The 24,167-nt window shown below is 57.3% G+C and carries 19 protein-coding genes; 15 read left to right on the top strand and 4 right to left on the bottom strand.

Features of this window, described 5'->3' with window-relative positions; all coding sequences use genetic code 11:
- The first annotated feature begins 76 nt into the window (after positions 1 to 76).
- From SM757_RS05310 to SM757_RS05260, 11 genes are all read left to right on the top strand, one after another.
- Positions 77 to 1,018 carry a glycosyltransferase family 8 protein gene (locus tag SM757_RS05310; protein ID WP_322464669.1) on the top strand — a complete coding sequence of 314 codons (942 nt, stop codon included), beginning with the start codon at positions 77 to 79 and terminating at the stop codon, positions 1,016 to 1,018.
- Positions 1,000 to 2,085, top strand: a complete 1,086-nt coding sequence (locus tag SM757_RS05305) for a glycosyltransferase family 2 protein (RefSeq protein ID WP_084267560.1) — start codon at positions 1,000 to 1,002, stop codon at positions 2,083 to 2,085. Before SM757_RS05310 ends, SM757_RS05305 begins: the two co-directional genes overlap by 19 nt.
- A complete protein-coding gene (locus SM757_RS05300) occupies positions 2,078 to 3,052 on the top strand; it encodes a glycosyltransferase family 2 protein (RefSeq protein ID WP_322464668.1) in 975 nt (324 codons plus the stop codon). Before SM757_RS05305 ends, SM757_RS05300 begins: the two co-directional genes overlap by 8 nt.
- Before the next feature lie 9 nt (positions 3,053 to 3,061).
- Complete coding sequence (locus SM757_RS05295; protein WP_322464667.1) at positions 3,062 to 4,006, top strand: glycosyltransferase; 945 nt, start codon at positions 3,062 to 3,064, stop codon at positions 4,004 to 4,006.
- A gap of 37 nt (positions 4,007 to 4,043) precedes the next feature.
- Positions 4,044 to 5,342 (top strand): hypothetical protein, encoded by a 1,299-nt coding sequence (locus tag SM757_RS05290; RefSeq protein WP_322464666.1) that lies wholly within the window; start codon positions 4,044 to 4,046, stop codon positions 5,340 to 5,342.
- A complete protein-coding gene (locus tag SM757_RS05285) occupies positions 5,339 to 6,946 on the top strand; it encodes a hypothetical protein (protein ID WP_322464665.1) in 1,608 nt (535 codons plus the stop codon). Before SM757_RS05290 ends, SM757_RS05285 begins: the two co-directional genes overlap by 4 nt.
- A 42-nt stretch (positions 6,947 to 6,988) precedes the next feature.
- Positions 6,989 to 8,212: a glycosyltransferase family 4 protein gene (locus tag SM757_RS05280; protein WP_322464664.1), complete on the top strand. Its 1,224-nt coding sequence runs from the start codon at positions 6,989 to 6,991 to the stop codon at positions 8,210 to 8,212.
- Between the two features lie 57 nt (positions 8,213 to 8,269).
- On the top strand, positions 8,270 to 9,067 hold the full coding sequence (locus tag SM757_RS05275; RefSeq protein WP_322464663.1) for a glycosyltransferase: 798 nt from the start codon (positions 8,270 to 8,272) through the stop codon (positions 9,065 to 9,067).
- A 47-nt stretch (positions 9,068 to 9,114) separates the two neighbouring features.
- Positions 9,115 to 10,425 carry a nucleotide sugar dehydrogenase gene (locus tag SM757_RS05270; RefSeq protein ID WP_322464662.1) on the top strand — a complete coding sequence of 437 codons (1,311 nt, stop codon included), beginning with the start codon at positions 9,115 to 9,117 and terminating at the stop codon, positions 10,423 to 10,425.
- A gap of 78 nt (positions 10,426 to 10,503) precedes the next feature.
- Positions 10,504 to 11,397 (top strand): glycosyltransferase family 2 protein, encoded by an 894-nt coding sequence (locus SM757_RS05265; RefSeq protein WP_322464661.1) that lies wholly within the window; start codon positions 10,504 to 10,506, stop codon positions 11,395 to 11,397.
- Between the two features lie 87 nt (positions 11,398 to 11,484).
- A complete protein-coding gene (locus tag SM757_RS05260; protein WP_322464660.1) occupies positions 11,485 to 12,141 on the top strand; it encodes a class I SAM-dependent methyltransferase in 657 nt (218 codons plus the stop codon).
- Positions 12,142 to 12,583: 442 nt separating this feature from the next.
- On the opposite strand, the gene SM757_RS05255 is transcribed toward SM757_RS05260, so the two are convergent.
- Positions 12,584 to 13,165 (bottom strand): transposase, encoded by a 582-nt coding sequence (locus SM757_RS05255; protein ID WP_322464659.1) that lies wholly within the window; start codon positions 13,163 to 13,165, stop codon positions 12,584 to 12,586.
- 192 nt (positions 13,166 to 13,357) lie between these two features.
- On the opposite strand from SM757_RS05255, the gene istA reads away from it, so the two are divergent.
- Positions 13,358 to 14,869 carry an IS21 family transposase gene (istA, locus tag SM757_RS05250; protein WP_456062117.1) on the top strand — a complete coding sequence of 504 codons (1,512 nt, stop codon included), beginning with the start codon at positions 13,358 to 13,360 and terminating at the stop codon, positions 14,867 to 14,869.
- Positions 14,866 to 15,528, top strand: coding sequence for an ATP-binding protein (locus SM757_RS05245; protein ID WP_322464658.1), 663 nt, complete (start codon positions 14,866 to 14,868; stop codon positions 15,526 to 15,528). Before istA ends, SM757_RS05245 begins: the two co-directional genes overlap by 4 nt.
- A gap of 31 nt (positions 15,529 to 15,559) precedes the next feature.
- Here SM757_RS05245 and SM757_RS05240 read toward each other — a convergent pair whose 3' ends face one another.
- On the bottom strand, positions 15,560 to 16,627 hold the full coding sequence (locus SM757_RS05240) for an ISL3 family transposase (protein WP_322464657.1): 1,068 nt from the start codon (positions 16,625 to 16,627) through the stop codon (positions 15,560 to 15,562).
- Between the two features lie 1,170 nt (positions 16,628 to 17,797).
- On the opposite strand from SM757_RS05240, the gene SM757_RS05235 reads away from it, so the two are divergent.
- Together SM757_RS05235 and SM757_RS05230 are read left to right on the top strand one after the other, a co-directional pair.
- Positions 17,798 to 18,427: a fibronectin type III domain-containing protein gene (locus tag SM757_RS05235; protein WP_322464656.1), complete on the top strand. Its 630-nt coding sequence runs from the start codon at positions 17,798 to 17,800 to the stop codon at positions 18,425 to 18,427.
- Positions 18,428 to 18,473: 46 nt separating this feature from the next.
- Positions 18,474 to 19,766, top strand: coding sequence for a hypothetical protein (locus tag SM757_RS05230; RefSeq protein ID WP_322464655.1), 1,293 nt, complete (start codon positions 18,474 to 18,476; stop codon positions 19,764 to 19,766).
- A 107-nt stretch (positions 19,767 to 19,873) separates the two neighbouring features.
- Here SM757_RS05230 and SM757_RS05225 read toward each other — a convergent pair whose 3' ends face one another.
- Both SM757_RS05225 and SM757_RS05220 read right to left on the bottom strand, forming a co-directional pair.
- Positions 19,874 to 21,502 (bottom strand): galactose oxidase-like domain-containing protein, encoded by a 1,629-nt coding sequence (locus tag SM757_RS05225; protein WP_322464654.1) that lies wholly within the window; start codon positions 21,500 to 21,502, stop codon positions 19,874 to 19,876.
- A gap of 430 nt (positions 21,503 to 21,932) precedes the next feature.
- Positions 21,933 to 24,116, bottom strand: coding sequence for a putative bifunctional diguanylate cyclase/phosphodiesterase (locus SM757_RS05220; protein ID WP_322464653.1), 2,184 nt, complete (start codon positions 24,114 to 24,116; stop codon positions 21,933 to 21,935).
- Between the last annotated feature and the right edge of the window lie 51 nt (positions 24,117 to 24,167).

Raw genomic sequence — 24,167 nt, 5'->3', positions numbered from 1 at the left:
TTTTATTTGAGTGTTGTCAAGAATCTAAGGTTGCACGCATTTAGTTGTGTGCAGTAAAAATTCTAGGAATATTTATATGCAGCTCGTTTCTAATAAAAAACATGAAAAAAAACCGTACGCGATGCTGCCCGTTGCGGTTGCCGCAGATGCTGCCTACTTGATGCCTCTTGCCACCACACTTCGCTCAATCGCGGACAACAATGAACAGAGTTGGCCCCTTCAATTTTTCGTATTGAACGATGGAATTGACTGCGATGCGCGTAAGCAGATTGAATCATCGTTGCCTGATGGGGCTGCAGTTTTTCAATGGATAGACATTGACCTAAAACCGTTTCAGGCGTTTAAAACACTGCCGCGAATTTCAAAGATGACATTTGCTCGATTGGTATTGCCGTTTGTTTTGCCAATACACATCGAAACTATTATTTATTTGGATATCGACGTCTTGGTGCTTGGCAGCTTGACTGAATTAAGTTTGGTACTCCTTAATGATGCACCTTTTGCCGCCGTCAAAGATCCGTTGGACTTGTGCATTCATGATCCAAGTGCGCGTAATGCTGGTGTGCCAATGGTCAATAAATATTTTAATGCCGGCATGCTGCTGATACAACCATTTCAATGGCGAAAAAAATATATTTCAGAACGAGCTATTGATTATTTAACAAATTATCCGCAGACGCCATTTGCTGATCAGGACGCACTTAACGTTGCAGCAGATGGAGCGTGGCTGGAATTAAGTAATGTCTGGAACTTTCAGGGGCATAGGACGACTGACATTCAAAAATGGCAAACGTTACTGAAGCCTCACGTCATTCATTTTGTAACGGAGCAAAAGCCGTGGAAACCACAATTTCCCAGTGCATATGCTCAACTTTATGATTCGTATAGAGGACGCACCAAATTTGCTCGCAAACCTTCAGCCATATTTGCGGATGTTGTTATTGGGTATATTTGCCGTATGATAAAAATTTTGCGCAATAGTCTGTCAATTACGCGTTTATGCGCATCTTTCAAGTGACCAAAGCATGTGAGTGGGAGGGGCATGATGGTGCCTCGCAGACCTCCGAGAGACCGAAAACCATGCGCCGTGTGCAAGACTCATTTAATATTTCTGTTGTCATTCCAACTTATAATCGGGGATTCTGTATACATTCTGCTTTGAATTCAGTTTTTGCGCAAACATTGCGCCCTTATGAAGTCATTGTCGTAGATGACGGGTCCAGTGATGACACGGCAGCCGTAGTCGCCACGTATGGCCAGTCGGTTCGCTATCTTGTACAACGCAATGCTGGGGCCAGTGCTGCTCGAAATACCGGTATTCACGCGGCATCCGGTGCATGGGTAGCTTTTCTCGACTCGGACGATGAATGGCGGCCCAATAAACTCGAGATACAGGTTCGGGAATTGCAGGAATATCCAGAAGCCGTGGGACACTTTGTAGATTGCTTAATTCAACGGCCAGGATTTTTCAACAAAACGGTGTTTGAAGTCCGTGGTCGGTTGCATGATTTTCATGCTGAGCCATATCGTAAAAGACCACTGCGGGACGTGCTGATGTCGCTGTTTTTCCCTTCCGCTTGGCTTGTGAAGCGCGAAGTCTTACTACAAGCGGGTGGATTTGATACAGAACTGAAAGTATGTGAAGACACAGACTTGTTGGCACATATTGCTCTGAAAGGTCCTTTTGTCGTGAGCTGTACTCAAGGTGTCATTTTGGAGCGGCAAGGCGAAAATGAAGGTTTGTCCGATTTATGCGCACGCGACCCTTTACAGTATTTTCAGACAATGTGTAAATCGTACCAAAAGCTTGCGCTAGTAAAAGAACTCACGAGCCAAGAGAAATATCTTGTCAGTCATGAATTGGCCGCAGTTCATATGGAACTGGCTATATTGAAGGCTCGTTCAAAAAACGTCAAAGCCATGAGACAGGAAGTGCATCGAGCGTTGGCTGCTAATCACTCAGCGCGAACCTTGTGCAAGGCTTTATCGCTTTTAATACTAGGTCCTTCCTTGTACGCCATCTTGTTGAAGCGCTTGCGCCCTAATGCTTGGGTGGAAGCCGGACGGAGCCACCGACATGCATGACCTCATTCCTAAAGTTTCGGTTGTCATTGTCAACTGGAATGCCAAAAGATATCTACTGGAATGCTTGGAATCCCTTGCAGGGTGTGCTTACCGGGGAAATTTGGAAATAATAGTTGTAGACAATAATTCATCTGATGGATCACAGGAGGCAGTGCGTAAAGAATTTCCGAAAGTTAACCTTATTCGCAATTCAGACAATTTTGGTTTTGCAAAGGCAAACAACATCGGCATCAAACAGTGCACGGGTGAATATATTGCACTTATAAATTCTGATGTGAATGTAGACGCAGGCTGTATTGCATATCTAGTTGATTTTTTAGAAAAAAATCCGACTGTTGGTATGGCCGGGCCACGCATCATTGGCGGAGATGGGAAACAACAGCTTTCTTGTCGCGGTTTTCCCAGCCTGTGGAACATGGCCTGCCGCGCATTGGCTTTGGATGTTGTTTTTCAAAATTCAGAATGGGCAACAGGATATCAACTTCCTCATCGCCCGGACGATCGTTGCTCAGAGGTTGATATTCTAAGCGGTTGCTTTTGGTTGGCTCGCCGTAGTGCCATAGATACAGTTGGTTTGCTTGATGAAGCATTCTTTATTTATGGCGAGGACATGGACTGGTGTAAACGCTTTTGGAGTGCTGGTTGGCCTATTGTCTATGTGCCTTTCACTGCATCCGTCCATTATGGCGGTGCCAGTTCTGCAAACGCGCCGCAACGATTTTTCGTGGAGATGCAAAAAGCAGATTTACAGTACTGGATCAAGCATCACTCAGCTGGTGCAGTCTTTATGTATAAAGCCATTGTTTTTGCGCACCATGGCATTCGGGTAGTTGGTCACTTTGCCAAGAGTGCAATTAAAAGCAGTTCACGACAATCGCATCGGCATAAAGTTGCTTGTAGCCTTGCCTGCATCAAATGGCTTTTGTCGTATAACAAGCAGCAAATTCTCAATCCGGTAAAGGCATAAGGAGAAGTCATGCAAAATTTAGCAAATTCGTTTGTGCTCCTTACTGCGGCCAAGAATGAAGCCAAATATATAGGTGTGACCATTGAGTCGGTTTTGAGGCAAAGCGTTTTGCCAAAGGCTTGGCATATTATGGACGATGGTTCCACAGATGAAACCGCTGACATAGTGCGTCGTTTTGCCCGGCAACATAATTTTCTTCATCTTCACACAATTGCCAGCAGAAATGGTGGCGAACGGAACTTTGGTGCTCAGTATCGCGCTATTAATAAGGCATATTCTTTGGTAAAGGCGGAAGCTTTTGAATTTGTATGTATGCTTGATGCTGATATTGAATTGAAATCGAATTATTATTTTCGATCCATTATTGATGAGTTTGAGCGAGATGCAGACCTTGGCCTTGCTGGAGGCTATATCTATGAACGTTCAGGAGATATCTGGAAGTGCAGACCTGCAAATTCTCCGACGTCCGTTGCGGGAGGTGTGCAAATGTTTAGGCGTGTCTGTTTCGATGAAATTGACGGATATCAGGCGTTGATGTATGGAGGAGAAGATTGGTTGGCTCAGGTTCATGCACAGCATGCCGGTTGGAAGGTTCGTTCGCTTTTGCATTTGCCGGTACACCATTATCGGCCCACGTCATCTGCTGGGGGGCGACTGAAGGGTATTTTTCGCATGGGCATGCGTGATGCTTCTTTCGGCTCTCATCCTGCTTTTGAGCTTGTCAAGTGCGCCCGCCGAGCACGTGAGGCGCCAGTGTTGATTAATCCGTTGGTCCGGCTGTCTGGTTATTTCTGGTACGGGCTCAAACACAAATCACCTGTGGTGCCTTCAGACGTTGTTCAAACCCTGCGTAAGGAGCAGATTCAACGGGTATTTGAATGGACTAAACGGCCGTTTAACCGTTTCATCTCCAGCGACAAGGCGCTAGTTGGCCGAGACGAGTCACTGCGCTGATGCTTGCTTCTTGCACGGACCGTCCACGGGAACAAAAGTGACGTTTCTCGGCATTGCGTTTCTGCTTCTTGCTCTGGCGGCGCAATTTGTGCTGCCGCGTCGGTTCGCCCTGCTTCCGTTGATTTTGGGATTTACATGGATGACCCGTGGGCAGTTAGTGGATCTTGGGTTTGTCAATATTAGTATCACAAGAATTATCATCGTTTCCGCTATTTTCAGGGCCTGGCTACGCGGTGAACATTTGTTCAACGGCCCGTCACACGTCGATAAATGGATATATATTTGGGCGCTTGTATTGCTGGTCACAACACCTTTTCACTTGCCGGACACAACAGTATATCGACTTGGTATTATTTGGGATTATGTGGGGGTTTATTTTTTGTTTAGATTATTTGTGATAAAACGTGAAGATATCGAGTTGGTTTTTAAGATTCTTTTTATCGCATTTTTTCCAGTTGCGCTGTCAATGCTGTACGAGCAGCATACTGATGACAACGTGTTTAGGGCCTTAGGCGGCGTGCCGTTGGTTTCGCCACATCGCACTAACGGTATTCGTGCCTGTGGGCCTTTTCCTCACCCTATCCTCGCCGGGACTGCCGGAGCTATATTGGTGCCCATGGCGGCCTATTTTTGGAAAAGCGCAAGGAGCTGGGCGGTTCTTGGTGGGCTAGCTGGCCTTGGTGTTGTTTATGCAAGTGGATCAAGCGGTCCCATGTTGATGACTGCAATAGGGCTGGCTTGCATGGTGATTTGGCCTTTGCGTGGGCAGGTGCGCATTTTTCAATGGGCAGGAGTTCTATTGGTGTTCTTGTTGAACTTGGTGATGAACGATCCTGTTTATTTTTTACTTGCGAAAATTGACGTCGCAGGTGGAAGTATGGGTTGGCATCGGGCTCAATTGATCCAGTCAACTTTGGCGGCAGTCAGCGAATGGTGGTTGTATGGCACAGATTACACCCGGCATTGGATGCCTACAGGAATTCCTGCCAGTGATCGGCATACTGATATTACTAATCACTATATTGCCATGGCCGTTTATGGCGGGATTGGATTGTTGATCGCATTCATAGGTTTGCTGGTCAGTGTGTTTCGAGGTTTGGGGTTGGCCATTCAGAATGAATCCGTCGATGTCAAAGAAAGATTTTTGGCTTGGACTTTGGGATCAATTCTTGTGGCGCACTCGTTCAATTTTCTTTCCATAGTGCTTTTTGACCAGTCGATAATTTCATTTCTATTAGTGGTTGGCCTAGCTGTCGGTTTGTGTTCAAAAACGCTGCCTATGCCCGACAGCAATATTGAGCTTCAAAAGTCCATCGGGAGGATTGGTCTACAATGAACTCCGATCAAAAAATATATCAAGCTGTGCCAATCAAGCTTTTGGTGGAAGGCAATTTCGCCCCACGCCTTTTGGCTGCTCTTAAAGATTTACTGCCGCTGAGTGTGGTCGTTAGCCGGTTCAGTAGTCAAATGTCGACCGGGATGTCCGGTGTACTGACAAGTGATCGGTCAGTTTGTAAAAATAGCACGCTGCTGTCGACCGATACGCTGGTTTTGCCATCAACGGCTCCAGATAACATTTTGCGTGGTCCTCTGAAAATTGAGTTTTCGGATTTGGATCAAGTTCCTTGGCCTTTTCGAGGCCGCGAACTGGAGTCCGAAGTTTCAGTTTTGCCAGTCCAATTGAAGCTTGATTCCGACGAGATTGTGCTCGCAAGGTGTGATGGGCAGCCTATATGGACCATGGCGAATCGTCATGGAATGGCTATTTTCCGTTCCGCTTTTCCATTGTTGGACATTGCGGAAGGAGGCAGCTTTTCGTTGGCATTTTCAGATCAATTCTTCGTTCAAAATCTGCCATTGCTGCATTTGCTGCGACGGATTGGATCCGCAGCCATTGGCGACGTGCCGCCGCTGCGCGCAGCTTTTATGTTTGACGATCCTAATCTCCACTGGCCAACCTATGGCCGCGTTGATTATCGGGAAGTAGTGACTCGCTCACGAAAAAATAATTATCACGTTTCGTTTGCGACGATTCCTTTGGATACTTGGTATACCCATCGATCTACTGCAGAGATATTCAAGCAAAATCCCGATGCCATATCGTTGCTTGTGCATGGCAATAATCACTCAAAAAATGAGTTGGCACGTCAGCATTTGGCGTCAGACCGTACAGCACTGGTATCGCAGGCGCTGGAGCGCATCGTGAAGCTTGAGCAGTCCACGGGGCTGGGAGTTTGTCGCGTCATGGTGCCCCCGCACGGAGGCTGCTCTGCGGATATGCTTGGTGCATTGGCCCAAGGCGGGTTTGAGGGTGCGTGCATTTCGGCTGGTTCTTTGATGGCGCATAACCCGCAGGCGTCTTGGATATCGACGCTAGGTTTCCTCCCCGCCGAAAACATCGAAGGCTGCACGGTACTGCCACGTGCCGCGTTTACCGGCCGGGCGCGCAATGCGGCGCTGATTTGTGCCTATCTTGGCCGTCCCATTGTTCTCAGAGGCCATCAGGACGATTTGAAAAATGGTATTGAGCTGCTTGACGAGCTGGCCGGGTTTGTCAACGGATTAGGCCCCGTCAACTGGACCAAGCTGTCCTCATTGATGCGAATGAGCTTCACGCAACGGCACGAGGGACAGATTTGTTACCTCACGCCGCTGGCTCCACGGGTGGATTTTGAAGTCCCTGCAACAGCTCAGCACTTGGTCATAACACCCCCTCCATGGGCGAGGGACGGTGGTTGCCGAATCAATTTTGCCGGCGGCAGTGTGCGAGTTTGTGCCGGCGAGAGCTGGTCGCTGGTTGGTCGCGAAGGTAGGCGAATCCAGGTTGTGCACGAAACAGCCACTACACCCGTCAAGCCGTTAAGAGCGGCCCGCACACCTGCCTCTTTGATCGTGCGCCGCCTATTGACTGAAGGTCGCGACAGATTTTTACCTGCATGACGCTCAACTGCGCCTCCATCTTCAACAACCATGAACGCCACCATGAAGCAACCTGTGCGCATCTTGATGCTGGTTGAGAACAACGCCTATCCGTTTGATGTACGTGTCCGGCGTGAGGCCACTGCCCTACAGGAGGCAGGCTATGACGTTACCGTCATTGCCCCCCGCGCAACAGGCCAGCCATGGACTGAGACCATTAATGGCGTCAAGGTGCATCGCTTTCCGGCGCCACCAGGAGGAGCAGGACTGTTGAGCTACGCGGCCGAATTTCTCTATGCCACGCTTGCCATGCTCGCCGTAGCTTTGAAGGTTTTTTTTAAACATGGCTTTGACGTCATTCACGCAGCTAATCCGCCGGATACGCTTTTCATCGTGGCGGCGGTGTTCAAGCCCTTTGGTGTGAAGTTCGTTTTTGACCACCATGATCTGGCACCTGAAACCTATTTGTCCCGCTTCCAGCGGCCCAAGCGCAACGCGGTCTATTGGGCTTTGCGCCTGCTTGAGCGCTGTACGTTTGCATTGGCTGACCTAGTGATCGCTACCAACGAGTCCTACAAGGCTGTCGCCATGTCGCGGGGTCACAAGCGCGCCGATCAGGTTTACGTTGTGCGCAACGGTCCGCCCTTGGCCTTCAAGCCGTGCAGCCCGGATCCCGAGCTGGCGGCGCGGGCGCCTAATTTGGTTGGCTATATAGGCACCATGGGCCCGCAGGACGGCGTCGATTACTGGTTGCGTGCTTTGCACGAGTTGGTTTTCACCCTAAAGCGTAAGGATGTGCTTGCCGTAGTGATTGGTGATGGCGATGCTATGCCACAGCTGCGTGCATTGGCTAAAGAATTAGCGCTGGAGCCTTATATATGGTTTACCGGGCGAGTAACGGATCAGCAAGTGCTTTCCTACTTGAGCACTGTTCAAGTTTGCGTGCAACCGGATCCACTGAATCCGCTCAATGACAAGTCCACCATGAACAAGGTGATGGAGTACATGGCTTTGAGCAAACCCATCGTAGCTTTCGATCTTTGTGAAACTAAGCGCTCGGCTCAAGAAGCTGCCATCTATGCACCACCCAACGACGTTCTTGAGTTTGCCAAGAAGGTGATGTGGTTGATGGAAAACCCTGGCGAAAGGGAACGCATGGGTGAAATCGGGCGGATGCGTGTTATGAGCTCACTGGCCTGGGACCATTCCGCCCCTCGTTTGGTGCAGGCTTATGTCCAAGGTCTGAGCCTGGAGGCGGGAAATAGAACTGCCGGCAATTTGCAGTAATTAATAAGCGATAACAGCATCTGGCCGGTGAAGTTGGGGCATGGCAAGGAGGAACCCATGAACGTCGAAAAAATTTCGTTCATCGCAGCCGTCAATAATCGTCTTGTACTTGAGCGCAATTTGCTCCGCTCCCCTGCCCTGGCGGCAGGCCACCAGCACCAAATTCTGATTAAGGAAGGTTTTTCTTCGGCATCAATGGCATATAACGAAGCGGTCAAGGAAGCCACGGGAGATATTCTAGTGTTCATTCACCAGGATGTTTATCTGCCGCAAGACTGGTTGGCTAATATGTTGGCGGCGATCGCGCAGTTGGATTGCCGCGGTATACGGTGGGGTGTTCTGGGTTGTTATGGCGTGCGTAGGCAGAGCGAAGGCAGCATGGGTCTGGGGCAGGTTTATTCAACTGGATGGGGATTGCAAGGCAAGCCAATTTCGGATCCCGAACCGGTACAAACGCTGGATGAAATAGTGCTGATCACAAGGGCCAGCAATGGCTTAACTTTTGACTCTTCGTTGCCAAGTTTTCATCTGTACGGCACAGATTTGTGTCTCATCGCGAGAGCACGTGGTTTACAAAATTTTGTGATACCTGCCTTTTGTGTTCACAATACCAATCAGTTGCTTGAGTTGCCGACAGATTTCTACAAGTGTTATTCCTATGTGAAAAGAAAATGGAAAAGTCAATTGCCCATTTATACTTCCTGCATAGAAATATCTCGCTTTGATGTCGATATGGTCAAGCGTCGGTTGCAAGCTGCGGTTTTAAGAGGATTAAAGCTGCAAGGCACGCCGGCACTCAGAATTGACGATCCGCGCACGGCTATTCCCGTGGCAGGTGATTTTGCAAATACATAAAAACTATTTAAATTTGAAATTGGCCTCGCGGCTGTACGGAGGGAAAGATGAGGATCAGTATTTTTGGCCTTGGCTATGTTGGTGCGGTTTCCGCAGCTTGTCTAGCGCAGGATGGGCACCAAGTGATAGGTGTTGATTCGAACCAGGACAAAGTGGATTTTGTGAATCAGGGTATTGCTCCCATTGTTGAGAAAGATATTGCGGAGATGACGCTGGAAAACGTCCGCCTCTCACGCCTGCGAGCAACCACAGATGTCCAAGAGGCCATTCAAAATACTGACGTATCGTTGGTCTGTGTAGGAACGCCGTCACAGACGAATGGCAATCTTGACCTGTCATTCGTTCGGAAAGTATGCGAGGAAATAGGTACGGCGTTGCGAGACAAGGATGCCTACCATGTGGTTGCCTTACGTTCAACAATGCTTCCAGGATCTGCGCGCAGTGTGGTACTACCGAGCTTGGCTGTAGCGTCAGGAAAAATGCCCGGCAAGGATTTTGGTGTGTGCGTAAATCCAGAGTTTTTGCGTGAAGGGACTGCCGTTTACGACTATCGTCATCCGCCTAAAACGGTTATCGGTGAAACCGACACGCGCGCCGGTAATGTGCTCGTCAAGCTCTATGCAGGCATTGAAGCACCTCTTGTCCGGACCTCTGTGGAAACGTCGGAGATGGTTAAATATGCCGACAATACGTGGCATGCGATAAAAGTTGTATTTGCTAATGAAATTGGCAATATTTGCAAGTTGACTGGGATTGATGGACAGGAGGTTATGGACATCTTCTGTCGTGATACTAAGCTCAATTTATCTGCATATTACATGAAACCAGGTTTTGCCTTCGGCGGCTCCTGTCTACCCAAAGACGTTAGAGCGTTGGCCTACAAAGCCAGAAGTCTGGATTTGGACGCTCCCATGCTGAATGCTATCCTGCCGTCCAACGAGCGGCAGATCCGCAAGGCTATTGACATGATCGTTCGCAAGGGTCAGCGAAGAGTTGGGATATTGGGTTTTGCATTCAAGGCTGGTACGGATGATTTGCGTGAATCGCCCATGGTTGAAGTCATTGAGCACCTCATCGGTAAAGGGTATGACCTCCGTATTTACGACCGTAATGTCAGTCTCGCTGCGCTGACAGGCACGAATCGTGAATTTATTCTTCATCGTATTCCTCACATATCTCGTCTGATGGTGTCGACCCTTCAGGAGATTATGGACCATGGTGAAACCCTGGTCGTAGGTAATAGTGCGGAAGAATTTCGCGATGTAGGTGATTGCTTGCGTCAGGGCCAAAATCTGGTGGATTTGGTGCGCATAGGGGATAAGCGCACCGGTGAAAATTACGACGGTATTTGTTGGTAAACGGCGGCCAGTCCTTTCCGTTGGGGGCTAGGTCATACTTTGCGTTAGAAATTAACTTGATTTACTGCGCTGGATATTATGAGTCGCCATCAAAAATCGCCCAAGGTTGCGGTAGTTGTTCCGGTTGGGCCGGGCATTCAAACTGCGCTGGATACGTTGGACAGTGTCGAAGCCTTTTGCGAAGGCAGCCATGTAGTCTATGTGGTCGACGACTGCACTACCGATGGCACTTACGAGGCCATACTTGATGCCCGCAAGCCCCATTGGCATGTGTTACGAAACAAGTGCAATCAGGGAATCGACCGCCTTACTCATACCCTTTGTACAGGCTTCAAGGCCGTCTTGCACGAAACGGATTGTGATTTAGTACTTCGCTTGGACCAAGACGCCTTACTTATCAAGCCTGGGCTGATTGCCGATGCTTTGCATTTCATGGAGAGTCATCGAGACGTCGGACTTTTTGGGGTTTACCGAGTCGATTTTAACCGCCCTCGTAGTTTTGAGTCGCACAGGCAACTCATCAAAACAGAGCTGAGTTGGCCCAGGCGGCTTGCAGGTATGGTTCCGTCATGGGCACCCTATTTCGATGCAGCGATGGCTCGGAATTACAGACCTGGTGACAATGTTTTCGGCGGTGCCTATTTTGTCACTCGTTCGTGCTTGTTGAGCATGCAGGCCATTGGTGCGCTGGATGTACCTTGGGACTGGCACAGCCGTATGCAGGAGGATGTTTATTTCTCCATGGTGGCTGTTGCGGCTGGCTTCAAATTGGGGCATTTCGCTGCACCGGATGGACCGCTATGCATGGAGTGGCGTGGACTGCCGCTGCCTGCACTGGAATTGGTTGCCAGCAAGTACAAATTGGTTCATTCTGTGGATAAAGGCAAGAACACAACACCGGCCGAAAATGGTGGAAAAAGTGCCAGAGAAGTTTTCAAGCTCAATAGACCATTTCGTTCTGTGCCATCTTGACGGTGCGGCATAGCTGGCAGCAGGTGGCCTATAGGAAACCGCTAGCCCGCAACAGCGCTTCGTCCTCAAACATGCAAGGTACATGGAATGCAAGCACAAGCTGCTAATTTTTGGGGAAAAGTGGAATTCAACGCCAGGCAACGGCGGTACCAAGTATTTGTTTCTCTTCTAAAAGCGTTCAAGTCACCACCGACTATCCTAGATATTGGCGGTACGATGGATTATTGGAAGACGCTTGGCGTGTCCCATAAGCTTGCGTCGCGTATCGTGTTATTGAATATGTTTGAACAGCCGGCCGGCGATGTTTTCGAATCTGTCACGGGTGATGCACGCGACCTTTCCAGGTACCGCGATCAGCAGTTTGATTTGGTGTTTTCAAACTCCGTTATTGGCCACGTTGGGGCATTTGGCGATCAAATGCGTATGGCCAGAGAAATGCAACGCGTTGGCAAGTCATTTTTCCTGCAAACGCCCAACCATGGATTTCCATTGGATTGGCGCACGCGCATCCCTTATTTTCACTGGTTGCCGGCATCAGCCCAAGCTTGGTGTTTCGAGCGCTTCGGTGTGGGCTCCTACGCCAAAGCCGCAGATCATGCGCAGGCCGTCGAGTGGGCCACGCGCATACGCAATATTCGGCGTGGCGAGCTGGCTCGGCTTTTTCCCGGCGCTACCTTGGTAAATGAACGCGTCTGCGGCTTCACCAAATCGTTCATGGTCCATAACATCACGCCCAGCCACTGAAACTGAGCGATTGGCCTATAGGGGCCTCAAGTTGATTTTTCCCCTGTTCTCCGAACACCTTTTAGGTGTTTGATCTTGGGAAGTCGTGGTGCTGACCTTCCCAGGAGAAGGCGCTATGGCAGCAGGTCTTCATGGCTCAGCCCGCATGACACCGCGAGTTCGAGCCGAACTCCAAGCGTCGCAAGAGACGACCGGCTCCTCGTCACTCTCTGTAACGGGCGTCAGTCCGGATGCAGGACGCGGATTCTCAACAGGTCAAGCCTGGCCCTCCTGTACGTCTGCCGCTCGAAGTACTTCAGCCGGTTGATCTGCCCCTCAACCTGCCCACTGCTCCATGGAGAACTGAACGCGGCTCGCACGGCTGTGTTAGCGCCGACCGAAAACTGGCTTTTCCTCACTCTCTGTGACGGGCGTCAGTTCGGGTGCAGGACGCGGATTCTCATCAGGTCAAGCTTGGGCCCCTGTACATCTGCCGCTTGAGGTACTTCAGCCGGTTGATCTGGCCCTCAACTTGCCCGCTGCTCCATGGAGAGCTGAACGCGGCTCGCACGGCTGAAAGATCAGCTTCGAGCCCGGCTGCGAAGCGCTGCAGGTCTGGCATCGGGCAGGTGTGCGCCTGGGACAGCCAATGATCGAATCCGTCGACGTCGCGACTGCGCGCGAGGCCGAACAACCGGAGCGCCAGCTCACGTGCCGCGGCGACCGTCGGCTCGATGCGACGAAGCGTTTCGACGAAGCGTTCCCGGTGGCTGCGCTCGGTCTGCATGAGCTGGCCCTCCTGCCAGCCCAGCAGCCAGGCACAGGCGCGACGCGCAGGCGGCGCAGAGATCGTGCGCACGGCGGCCGCGACGGAATGCAGCCTGTCGCCCTCAGGTGCAGCACCGCGCAGCCGCGCGAAGGCATCATGCACGATGCTGCACCCGCCGGTGAAGCCGCGAGCGCGCAGCTCGCGCCAGACCTGCATGGCATTGCGGCAGCCTTCAGCGGCGCGTGTGTCCATGTACTGGCGATGGGCGTCGAGCAAGTGCCGCGCGTCAATCTGGATGAGAGACGCGCGTCAATCTGGATGAGAAGAGTCGCGGGGTCTGGCGGGTGAAGGGCGTAGCCCGGAACCCGCCAGGCCCCGCGCGCGCCGGCGTTGGCCTCCCGTAGGCCTTGTCGGTGGTCGCGGTGGGTCCGGTATGAGGCAGGAATCTCGATTCCCGAGAGCCTGCCCTTGACCGGACGACACATCCACGACCACCAGATGAGGCTTTACATGAAGCTCAGACTGACCGAAGGGCTGCCCACGGCAGCCGCGCGCGCTGGCATCAGCGTGGCCACGGCCTACCGCATCGAGAAGGATCCGCGGCTGCCGTCCCAGAAGCAGGCACCTCGGGAGAGGCGCCGGCCAGATCCGCTGGCTGAGATCTTCGACAGCGAGGTGGTGCCGCTGCTCAAGGCCGCGCCCGGCGTGCGGCCGATCGCGGTGCTCGAAGAGATGATGCGGCGCCACCCGGAACTCACCCGCAGCGTGCGCCGTACCCTGGAGCGGCGCATCCGCACTTGGCGCGCCCAGCACGGCCAGGAGCACGACGTCATCTTCCGCCAAGTGCACGAGCCCGGGCGCATGGGGCTGTCCGACTTCACCGAGATGGACAGCCTGGGTGTGACGGTCGGCGGCGTGCCGCTGGACCACCGGCTCTACCACTTCCGGCTGGCCTGCTCGGGCTTCGAGCACGCGCACGTCATCCTCGGCGGCGAGAGCTACGTCGCGTTGGCCGAAGGCCTCCAGAACGCGCTGTGGGCCCTGGGCGGCGTGCCGCGCGAGCACCGCAGCGACAGCCTCTCGGCGGCCTTCCGCAACCTGGACTCCAAGGCGCGCGAGGACCTGACCTCGCGCTACGACGCGCTGTGCGCCCATTACGGCATGCAGCCCAGCCGCAACAACCGCGGTGTCGCGCACGAAAACGGCGCCATCGAGAGCTCGCACGGCCACCTCAAGAGCGCCATCCGTGACGCGCTGCTGTTGCGCGGCAGCGCCGACTTCGCCGACCTGATGGCCTACCGGGGCTTCATCGACGAGATCGTCAGCCGCCACAACGCGCGCAACGGCAAGCGCATCGAGGCGGAGCGCGCCGTGCTGCAGCCGCTGCCGGCCACGCGCACCTGCGACTACGAAGAGACGCTGGTGTACGTGACCTCGGCATGCGGCTTCACGCTGCGCAAGGTCTTCTACACGGTGCCCTCGCGGCTCATCGGCCACCGGCTGCGCGTGCGGCTGTACGACGACCGGCTGGAGGTGTTCCTCGGCGGCACGGCGCTGATGACGCTTGCCAGGGGTCGCACCGGTGGCAATGGCCGCCACGGCCATGTCGTGGACTACCGCCACGTCATCCACGCGCTGCGGCGTAAGCTCATGGCGCTGCTCAACCTGGTTTACCGCGAGCAGCTCTTCCCTGGCGAGGCCTACCGGCTGACGTTCGAGCGGCTGTGCGAGCAGCTGCCGCCGCGCGCAGCCTGCAAGACCATGGTCGAGCTGCTGAGCATGGCGCACGAGCGCGCCTGCGAGGCGCAGTTGGGCCAGCTGCTGCAGCAATACCTGACCGAGCACCGGCTGCCCAACCTCAATGAGCTGCGCGCCCACTTCGCGCCGGACCCGGCGCGGCTGCCGGAAGTCTGCGTGCAGCTGGCCTCGCTGAGCGACTACGAAGCCCTGGTCCATCGCCACACCGAGGTGCAAGCATGAGCGACGCCATCGATTCCACGCGACTGACGCTGCTGCTCAACGAGCTGCGGTTGCCCGCGCTCAAGCAGATCTGGTCGTCCTTCGCCGAGCGCTCCGACAAGGAAGGCTGGCCCGCGGCGCGGCTGATCATGGCGCTGGCCGAGCACGAGCTCGCCGAGCGCGACAGGCGCCGCATCGAGCGTCACCTGGGCGAGGCCCGGCTGTTGCCGGGCAAGACGCTGGAGAACTTTGACTTCGACGCCGTGCCGATGATCTCCAAGGCGCAGGTCGCGCGTCGCGAGCTGGCCCTGGAAGCTGCAATCAGCCGGCTCGACCGCTTTGATTTGGTCATTTTGGACGACTTTGCATACGTCACGAAGGACCAGGCCGAGACGTCGGTGCTGTTCGAGCTCATCAGCGCCCGCTACGAGCAACGCTCGCTGCTGATTACGGCCAATCAGCCATTTGGCGAGTGGGGGAAGGTCTTCCCCGATCCCGCCATGACGCTCGCAGCGGTTGACCGTTTGGTCCACCACTCAACCATCTTCGAACTCAACGTCGAGAGCTACCGGCGGCGCACCGCACTGCAGCGCAAGCAGGAAGGCCCGGGCCGTCCGGCCAGCTTCGCGACACCGAGGAATGCCGGCCGGACGCGGCGCGACAAACCAGCTGCCGAATAACTATTGCCCGCGTCAATCAACGCGCGCATCATCACCGCGCCGCGACAGTTTTTCTCAGCAAGCTTGAAGCGGGAGCACGCTGCGCCCGCTCGGGGAACGCATCCGCGTGCACGAAGCTCCGCACGGTGCAACGGTCGAGGTTCATAGCCTGACCAATTGCCCTGATCGATTCGCCGGCCCTGTGGCGACGTACCGCCTCTTCATAGCGGGCCAGCCGACATTCCCGGCGTGCGTTGCTCTGACGTTGACAAGCCTTGAGAGGTAGCTCGGTCGGCACGACATCCGCGGGTTCGGTGGGCGTCTCGGCCGGGATGGCTTCAAGCTGCAGCGTCTCAGTCGCCTGCCGGGCGGCTTCCTTCAGCTTGCCCGGGCAGCGCAGCAGCAGCCGCTCGAAGGCGTCGCGCAGGTTGGCCAGCAAGTGCCAGCGGTCAGCCACCTGCTGGGCGTCGGGGGCGGCGGTGCGTGCTGCATCGGCATAAGCGCCACTCCGGTCGCGGGCGATGACCTTAACGGCAGGCTGCTCCTTCAGCCAGGTGACGACCGTGGCTGCGTCGCGTCCGGCTAGCAGCTCGATCGGAAGGTGCCTCTCCAGGTCGACGACGATCGTGCCGTAGCGGTGACCGCGAGCCATCGCCCAGTCGTCGATGCCGATGACGACGGGCACCGTCGTCGGCAACGGACATCCGGCGCGACGTAGGTCACGCAGCACCGTCGGCCCGCTGACGCGCATGCCCAGGCATGCGGCCAGCTGGGCTGCCGCCTCGCCGCCAAGGGCGTAGCCCAGCGAGCGCATTGCCTCAACCAGCCGCAGCGTGCGTCGTTGGCCGGCGGCCACCAGCGTCTCGACCCGCTCGGAAAAGGTCCGCCGCGGGCAGCCGGGGTTGACGCACTTGAACCGCCGCACCTCGACGGCGAGCGTCACGGCCTGATCGAAGGATGGGCAGTCAGCTACCCGTCGCCGGTAACGGCCGTGCAGACGCGAACTGCTGCAGGTGCAGCGAGGACAGGCTGCCGACTGAACAAGGCTGCCGGCGTCCACCACCAGGCGGCTACCGCTGTCGTCCCAGGAGCTGACGTGCTTGCCCACGGCATCCAACATCGAGGACAGCCCGGGGATGACGACCAGGGTGTGATTGCGTTCTCGTACTCAAAGGGCTCGATCATGTGAGTCGCCAGCCTCCCGTCACAGAGATTGAGGAAGCGCCGAAAAGTCGCCGGCGTTGACAGCTACCGGTGTCGGCAAACGCGCCGGTTTCGCACCGCCCCGTTGGGCGCAGGTGCTTTGCCACGGTTCTTGCACGCGTCATCTTCATTCACAGCCGTGACGGCCGAAAAGCTGGCGACGGACAGACATGAGTGGAGGCACGGCTGCAGGGAGACACATCCCGGCGGTTCCGCCACGGTGTCGCAAGACACAGATGGCGTGCTCAAGCGCTGGTCCCGTTACCAAGCGTGCGGGTGACACGCCGCCTTCTTGACCGGCCTCCTTGGACCGGTGAAGCCACGCCGTAAGCTGGGAAAACCCGTGGTTCAGCCCGCGGCGGCGGGGTGCCCGTGGCCTGGCCTGGTTTCCACCATGGCAGCGCCACAAATGCAATTCGTTTCCCTGTCTCAGAAACTCCCTGATAAGTGTCGAATGTATCTGAGCACAAGCATTGTGATCATGCTTGCCTCGATTGAAGTTCCATATTTATCATCTGCGCCGTGATGGGCACAGTCCCAAGCCCAGCAATAGGTGTTCCCATGAGCGCAGGTTTCATTTTGATCATTCCTGCGCCGTGTTGTTCCAGATGGTAAACCGAGTAAGCTTAAATTACAGGCGCAAGGGTTTTGCCCAAGGTCCGAACTCAATTGCTGGTCTGCAGTCGGCTTTCGACCGACTTTCTGTGGCCGGCAATAGAACCGCTGACGGAAGCAATTTCCGGAAAAACGCCGTGTAGCAGTTCACAAACCAATGTCTGAGGCTGTCGCCTTGGTAGAGATTCGTCCGGACGTCGCTTGATTTGGAATAGGTTGGCGCACGGAATTCAGCATCAATCTTTGGTAACAAAGGCCGGTACAACCGGTCCTGCCGTTTCCGAAAAACAGGAGGTCTCAGCCATGTTTGATATTCCTGACATATGAGGCAGTGAATATGCGAACTACTTCCTCGTGAAGCGCCGATCTTATCCGGCCCACTCGCATAAACACACGGTCGAATTGTTCAAGCGCCCGGCAACCTTATTCGGACGCGGGGGCAGCTTTTTTCTGTCTATTTTTACTGACAACCATGGAATCCATCGTCAACACCACTCGTTACGCACTGCTGGCGTCCGTCATCTCGACCGCTGTCCTGTTCAGCGCCTGTGGCGGCGGAAATACCGATGACGCAGCGGATACTGCCAAGGCAACGGCTTCCGAAACTGCCATGGAAGTTACGCCGGCTTCCACGGACGGTACCTGGACGAAAAAGGCCGGCGAATGGGGTTCCTTCACGCTGGCTGCCAGCACCTACGTCCGTTACGGCGCGGGCACCAGGTGGATCGGAAAGTGGATCACCGGCACGGTGTATTGCAACAATGATTTCTTCGGCAGCGATCCAGCTTACGGTTCCGTCAAGGAGTGTGACGTTTTCAAAGCCTCGACGACGACCACTCCGACGCCCACGCCCTCGGGCTCGGCCATACTGAGCTGGACGGCTCCGACGAGCAGCATATCGGGCTATCGGGTGTATTACGGCACGGCCTCCGGCAAGTATTCCCAGTCTGTGGGCTCCGGTATCAGCGTGGGTTCCGGCGCCAGCAGCTATACCGTCTCCAATCTGGCGTCCGGTTCGACGTATTACTTCGCAGTGACGTCTTTTGATTCCGCTGGCAAGGAAAGCTCATTCTCTTCCGAGGCGAGCAAGCAAATTCCTTGAAAACCTCCAGAGCAGCCGTCCATAATTCAACCGAATCCCAAGCATCATGAATACCCGCCAACTTACCCGCATCGGTGCCGTGCTGGCCGCCAACCTGCTGATCGCCACCGCCGCTTCCGCTGCGAACTTCTACGTCAACAAGAGCGCCACCTGCGGCAGCACCTGTGACGGCACCACTTGGGCCAAGGCCTGGACCAGCCTGGGCGGCATCAAGTACTCGGCCCTCAACCCGGGCGACACGGTCTACATCGCCGGCGGCACCTACGGCCCCTTCAGCGTGGGCAAGAGCGGCACGGCTTCCGCCCCGCTGACCTTCAAGCGCGCCACGCAGGGCGACCACGGCTCCGACACCGGTTGGTCCTCCGCCATGGATGCCCGCATCATCATCGACGGTGGCGGCAGCAACTTTGCCATCGGCATCGGCGAGGCCCCGGCCTACGCCGCCCAAAGCAACATCGTCATCGACGGCGCCACCCGCTACGGCATTTGGGCCCGCAACGCCATGTACGGCGTGCGTGCCGCCTACGGCGCCAACAAGCTGACGCTGCGCTACCTCGAAATCGGCGACCCCGGCACCTATAAGAACGGCGAGGACGGCATCCAAGGCAAGGGCGACGACCTGCTCGTCGAATACTCTTACATCCACGACAACGACAGCCCCGTCACCCACGGCGACGGCATCCAGTGGTTTGGCGGCAATCGCGTCACGCTCCAGTACAACATCTGGAAGAACAACGGCCAGCAGATTTACCTGGGCGAAGGCAATTGGGACACCGTCGTCAACGACGTCAACGTCCGCTACAACGTCATCTACAACCGCGGTGGCGGCCATTACAACGGCATCGTGCTGTATGGCAACAATACCCAGTCCGGCCGTTATCTGAATTTCTACAACAATACGTTCGACCTGGAATCCAAGTCGAATGACGGCTTCAACAGCGTTTTCTACCCGATTCGCGGCAACGCCACGATAAATTTCAAGAATAACGCTGTGTCGTATGCCAATGCCAGCAACGTTCAATATACTGCCGACAGCAGCAACGCCTATGACAATTCCGGCACCTACGTGACCTGGAATATCCCTTCGTCGGAATCCGGCCGCGTCACGGCTGCCGACCTGGGCTTCGTGGACCAGGCCAATGCCAATTACCGCCTGGCCGCCGGCTCGCCGCTGATCGGCAAGGGCGTGAACGTGGGCCTGACGCGTGACTTCGACGGCAAGGCGGTCGGCTCCACGCCCAGCATCGGTGCCTTTGAATATGGCACCAGCGGCACCGGTGGCACGGGCGGCGGTACCGTCACCACGCTGCAACCGCCCACCAACCTGACCGTCAAGTAATCCGCCCAGGCAGCACTTGAAAACAAGCCGCCACGGGTGGCTGAAAAAAAACCCCGCATCATGCGGGGTTTGTGCTTTTGCGACGGAAAACCCGCCGGATAAATCCGTCAGGACAGCTTGACGATCTTGGCCACCGAGGGCACCAGGCGGTTATCCCCGGCCGCCGCCTTGGGGTTCTTGCGCAGCGCAAACACCATGTAATAGCCCGGCGGCATTTCGGTGGCCTTGGCCGGCGCCTTGACGGTCAGGCTCTGGCCGTCCTGCGTGAAGTCCAGTTCCATGCGGCGCTGCTCGTTGCTGAAAGAATGGGTGGAGGATCCGGTGCGAATCATCACCACTTTGTCCACCGCCGCCGTCGTGCTCATTTGCACCGTGAAATTCTCGGACCAGCTGAAACTCTTGGGCGTGACCTGGTTGATGACCGGCTGCGTGGCAAAAGAGCCGTCCGGGTTGAACAGGTAGGGCGGGAAATACATTTCCGCATTGAGCCCCTTGACCGGCCCCGGCGCCCCGCCGCCGCCCACCACCACTGCGCCGCTGGGCAGCAGCATGGTGTTGCCGTGGTAGAGCCGGGGCTTGGCGGCATTGGCCGTCATGGTCCATTGGCCGGTGGAGGGATTCCACATTTCGCTGGTGTAGACGGCGTCGGCCAGGGTATTGGCATTGCGCGAGCCGCCATTGAGCCAGACGTTGCCGTCAGGCAGCACGGTGGAGAAGCCCCATTTGCGCGCTGTGCTCATGGGCTGCCCAATCGTGATGACGGGCTGCGTGCCATTGATGTCCACCAGCGCCACCTGTGTCGTGTTGCGTATGGACATGAGCTTGCCCGGCGCATACATCAGCGAGGTGGTATTCCAGTTGGTGCCCTGCAGTTTCCCGTTGAGCTTGGTCAGCGCGCCGGTGCCGGTCGGGTCCAGTGCGTAGAAATAGCCGTCGTTGGTGATGGTGAGGATCTTGCCGTTGGGCGCCAGCCAGGACTTGGGATACCACCAGTTGCCCTTGGTCTCGCCAAAGGCGGCCGGGCTGTCCGCACCGGTGAGCGTGCGCCAGCCCGTGCCGGGCACGTAAACCTCGGGCGTCGTCGCGTAAGTGGCGGTCGTGGCGGGCTTGGTGCTGGTACCGGCGAAATCCCGGTCGTCACGCCCGCCCATCACCACCACGTCGCCGCGTTGCGTGGTGATGGCCGTGCCGTACCAGCGCCGGTACTGCATGGGCGTGGGCTGCTTTTGCATGGTGTTGGTGGCCGGATCAAAGAAATCCAGATCGGCCACGGCGTAATTGCGCACGCCGTTGATCATGCGGTCGCCGCCGGCCATGAATACCTTGCCACTGCCGGGCAATACGAGTTGCGTATTGCAGAACAAATCGGTGCCGGTGGTATTGGACAACAATTGGAAGGGCGAGGTATCGGCCCCTGCGACATTGGGATTCCAGTCCGGGTCCCACAGCGAGTACCACAATTTGGCGCCCTGGTTTCCCTTGTCGTCGCTGCCATAGGCCAATACCCGGCCGTCGGGCAACAAAACCATGTGCAGCGGTATCACGGGCCACGCAAACGCCGGGCCGAAGGCGCCCTGGCTGTAGGCCGTGGGGCCGGTGGACGTGGGCACATAGGAAGACGTCAACTCCCCGGACGCAGCCAGCGCCTTGAGGGTTTCGGTCACCGCACCGGACGCCGCGACCGGGCCGCTGCCGTAATCCACCGGGGCCTCGTTGTCGTCCTCCGGCATTTCCATGGCCGTGACGTCCGTTTGGGCCGTGCTGTGTGAATCACCCCCGCCGCATCCCGCCAGCGCGGAAGCCACCAGGACACACAAGGCACTGAGTTTGAACCCGTGGCGCTGGGCCGATATCGGTAAATATGGAAATTCCATGTCGTGCAGACCTGCAGAACAGCACACAAAAGCAGCACGCGCCCGCGGCTGCGACTTGCGGCACTTTGCGCATGAACTCATGCGGAAAAAACCCCACGCCTTAACGTGTAGTTGTTCCGGCCTGTATCGAGGGAATCCTTTGGTAAATACGACGGGCCTTTTAGGCGGCCCAGGAATTATTTGGCAAGGAAATTCACACCGGTTTGTGGGCTATTGGCCTCAACAGCCCTCCTGAATGGCGGGTATGAAACCCCGCGTGCCGCTCGGACTTGCCCGCTGCGGGCGGCCGCCTTCAGGCGACCTGTTCCAGCCGCAGGCCGTCTTGGCGGTCCAGCCAGGCCTCCAGTGCCGGCGCGGCCATGGGCCTGGCGATGCCGAAGCCCTGGAGCTGGCTGCAGCCCAGTTCGTCCAGCAGCCGCGCGTGGGCGGCGGTTTCCACGCCCTCGGCCACCGTGTCCACGCCGAAGGCCTCGGCCAGGCCGATGACGGCGCGCACGATGTCCAGATCGCCCCGGTCGCCCAGCATGTTGCTCACGAAGCTGCGGTCTATCTTGAGCGTGCGCACGGGCAGGCGGCGCAGGTAGCTCAGCGAGGAGTAGCCCGTGCCGAAGTCGTCCAGCGCGCAGGAGATGCCGTGCTCGGCGCAGGTCTGGATGGCGCGGCTGGCGGCGCCCAGGTCCGCCAGCGCGGCGGTTTCCAGCACTTCCAGCTCTATGCCGCCCAGCAGTTGCGGCTGCAGCGGCGCGGCCTCGCGGACGATCTCCGCGACGGCCGCAGGCAAGTCCGGCAGCACCAGCGTGCCGGGCGAAACGTTGATGCTCATGCCCAGCTCGCGCCCGGCCGCGCGCCATTGCGCGAGCTGGCGCACCCCGGCGCGCAGCACCCACAGGTCCAGCGTCACTTCCAGCGGCGTGCCTTGCAGCACGGGCAAAAAGTCCCCGGGCGGCACCAGACCGCGCACCGGGTGCTGCCAGCGCACCAGCGCCTCCACGCCCAACACGCGCCGCGTGCGGGCGCAGATCTTGGGCTGATAGTGCAGGCGGAGCTGGTCGGTCGCCAGCGCGGTGCGCAGCTCCTCGATGAGCACCGCCTGCGCCGGCGCGCGCTCCACGCCGTCGCCGGCCATGCACGCGCGGTTCTTGCCCAGCCGCTTGGCGCGGTACATGGCCTGGTCGGCCGCGCGCAGCAGGTGGTCGGCCGTGGTCCCGTGCTCCGGGTACAGCGCCACGCCCATGCTGGCCGAGACCTGCGGCGCTTCGCCGGCCAGCGAATAGGGCTGCGCCAGCGACTCCAGCACCCGCTCCAGCACCGGCTGCACCGAGGCCATGCCGTGCACCCGCGCCAGCAGCAGCACGAACTCGTCGCCCCCCAGGCGCGCCACGGTGTCGCCCTCGCGCACGGCGTGGCGCATGCGGGCGGCCGCGGCCATGAGCAGCGCGTCGCCCTGGGCGTGGCCGAAGCGGTCGTTGACTTCCTTGAAGCCGTCCAGGTCCAGGTAGCACACGGCCACCTGGCCGCCCTGCGGGCCCAGCCGGTGGGCGCCGGCCATGAGCTGGCCCAACCGGTCCAGCGCCAGCACGCGGTTGGGCAGCCCGGTGAGGGCGTCGTAGTGCGCCAGCCGCTCCAGGTGCTCCTGCTGGCGCTTTTGCCCCGTCACGTCGCTGAAGATGCCCACGTAGTGCGTGAGCTCGCCGTCCTCGGCATGCACGGCCGAGATGCGCAGCAGCTCGGCCACCAGCTCGCCGTCGGCGCGCCGGTTCCAGATCTCCCCGCTCCACTTGCCCGTGGCCAGCAGGCGCTCCCACAGGCGCTCGTAGAAGGCGCGGTCCTGCCGCCCGCTGGACAGCAGCGCCGGCGTGCGGCCGATGACCTGCTCGCGCCGGTAGCCGGTGACGGCTTCGAAGGCGTCGTTGACCTCGACGATGCGGCCCTGCGGGTCGGTGATGACGATGCCCTCGTGGGTGCCCTCGAACACGCTGGCGGCCAGCCGCAGCCGCTCCTCGGCGCGGCGGCGCTCGGTGACGTCGGTGAGCGTGCCGCTGGTGCCCACGACGCGGCCCTGCCCGTCCAGCGTCAGCCGCGCGAACACCTCCACCCGGCGCAGGGAGCCGTCGCGCGCCACGCAGCGGATCTCGTGGCGGCAGTTCTCCTGCTCGCGCTCCATGAGCGGCGCCAGCAGCGCCGCGCTGCGCTCGCGGTCCTCGGGGTGCACGCAGTCCAGGAACGGGGTGCCCAGCGAGGCCTGCACGTCGTGGCCCAGGACGTCGGTCCACGCGGGGTTGAGAAAGGTCCACCGCCCCGCCGCGTCGGTCTGGAACACCACCTCCTTGAGGACGTCCACCACCGAGCGGACCGTGCGCAGCTCGTGGCGCAGCGCGGCGCACACGGCTTCGGTCGGGGCATCGGCCGCGGGCCGCGCAGCGGCGGGCGCGGTGGGCACTTGGGCGACGGCGGGAACGGGGAAGACGGTGGGCACGGCGGGCGCGGGGGCTGCGGGGTCAGGGGTTTATCGGTCCGGGCGGGCCCG

It is taken from the genome of Azohydromonas lata, assembly GCF_034427735.1.
Lineage (GTDB): Bacteria > Pseudomonadota > Gammaproteobacteria > Burkholderiales > Burkholderiaceae_C > Azohydromonas > Azohydromonas lata.
This window is presented reverse-complemented; position numbering and strand designations above follow the sequence as displayed.

Coding starts and splice junctions, on each gene's coding strand:
- SM757_RS05235 (WP_322464656.1), top strand. CDS start 17,798: ATGGAATCCATCGTCAACACCACTCGTTACGCACTGCTGGCGTCCGTC.
- SM757_RS05265 (WP_322464661.1), top strand. CDS start 10,504: ATGAGTCGCCATCAAAAATCGCCCAAGGTTGCGGTAGTTGTTCCGGTT.
- SM757_RS05230 (WP_322464655.1), top strand. CDS start 18,474: ATGAATACCCGCCAACTTACCCGCATCGGTGCCGTGCTGGCCGCCAAC.
- SM757_RS05285 (WP_322464665.1), top strand. CDS start 5,339: ATGAACTCCGATCAAAAAATATATCAAGCTGTGCCAATCAAGCTTTTG.
- SM757_RS05310 (WP_322464669.1), top strand. CDS start 77: ATGCAGCTCGTTTCTAATAAAAAACATGAAAAAAAACCGTACGCGATG.
- SM757_RS05270 (WP_322464662.1), top strand. CDS start 9,115: ATGAGGATCAGTATTTTTGGCCTTGGCTATGTTGGTGCGGTTTCCGCA.
- SM757_RS05245 (WP_322464658.1), top strand. CDS start 14,866: ATGAGCGACGCCATCGATTCCACGCGACTGACGCTGCTGCTCAACGAG.
- SM757_RS05295 (WP_322464667.1), top strand. CDS start 3,062: ATGCAAAATTTAGCAAATTCGTTTGTGCTCCTTACTGCGGCCAAGAAT.
- SM757_RS05225 (WP_322464654.1), bottom strand. CDS start 21,502: ATGGAAATGCCGGAGGACGACAACGAGGCCCCGGTGGATTACGGCAGC.
- SM757_RS05305 (WP_084267560.1), top strand. CDS start 1,000: ATGCGCATCTTTCAAGTGACCAAAGCATGTGAGTGGGAGGGGCATGAT.
- SM757_RS05260 (WP_322464660.1), top strand. CDS start 11,485: ATGCAAGCACAAGCTGCTAATTTTTGGGGAAAAGTGGAATTCAACGCC.
- SM757_RS05300 (WP_322464668.1), top strand. CDS start 2,078: ATGCATGACCTCATTCCTAAAGTTTCGGTTGTCATTGTCAACTGGAAT.
- SM757_RS05280 (WP_322464664.1), top strand. CDS start 6,989: ATGAAGCAACCTGTGCGCATCTTGATGCTGGTTGAGAACAACGCCTAT.
- SM757_RS05275 (WP_322464663.1), top strand. CDS start 8,270: ATGAACGTCGAAAAAATTTCGTTCATCGCAGCCGTCAATAATCGTCTT.
- SM757_RS05240 (WP_322464657.1), bottom strand. CDS start 16,627: ATGTTGGATGCCGTGGGCAAGCACGTCAGCTCCTGGGACGACAGCGGT.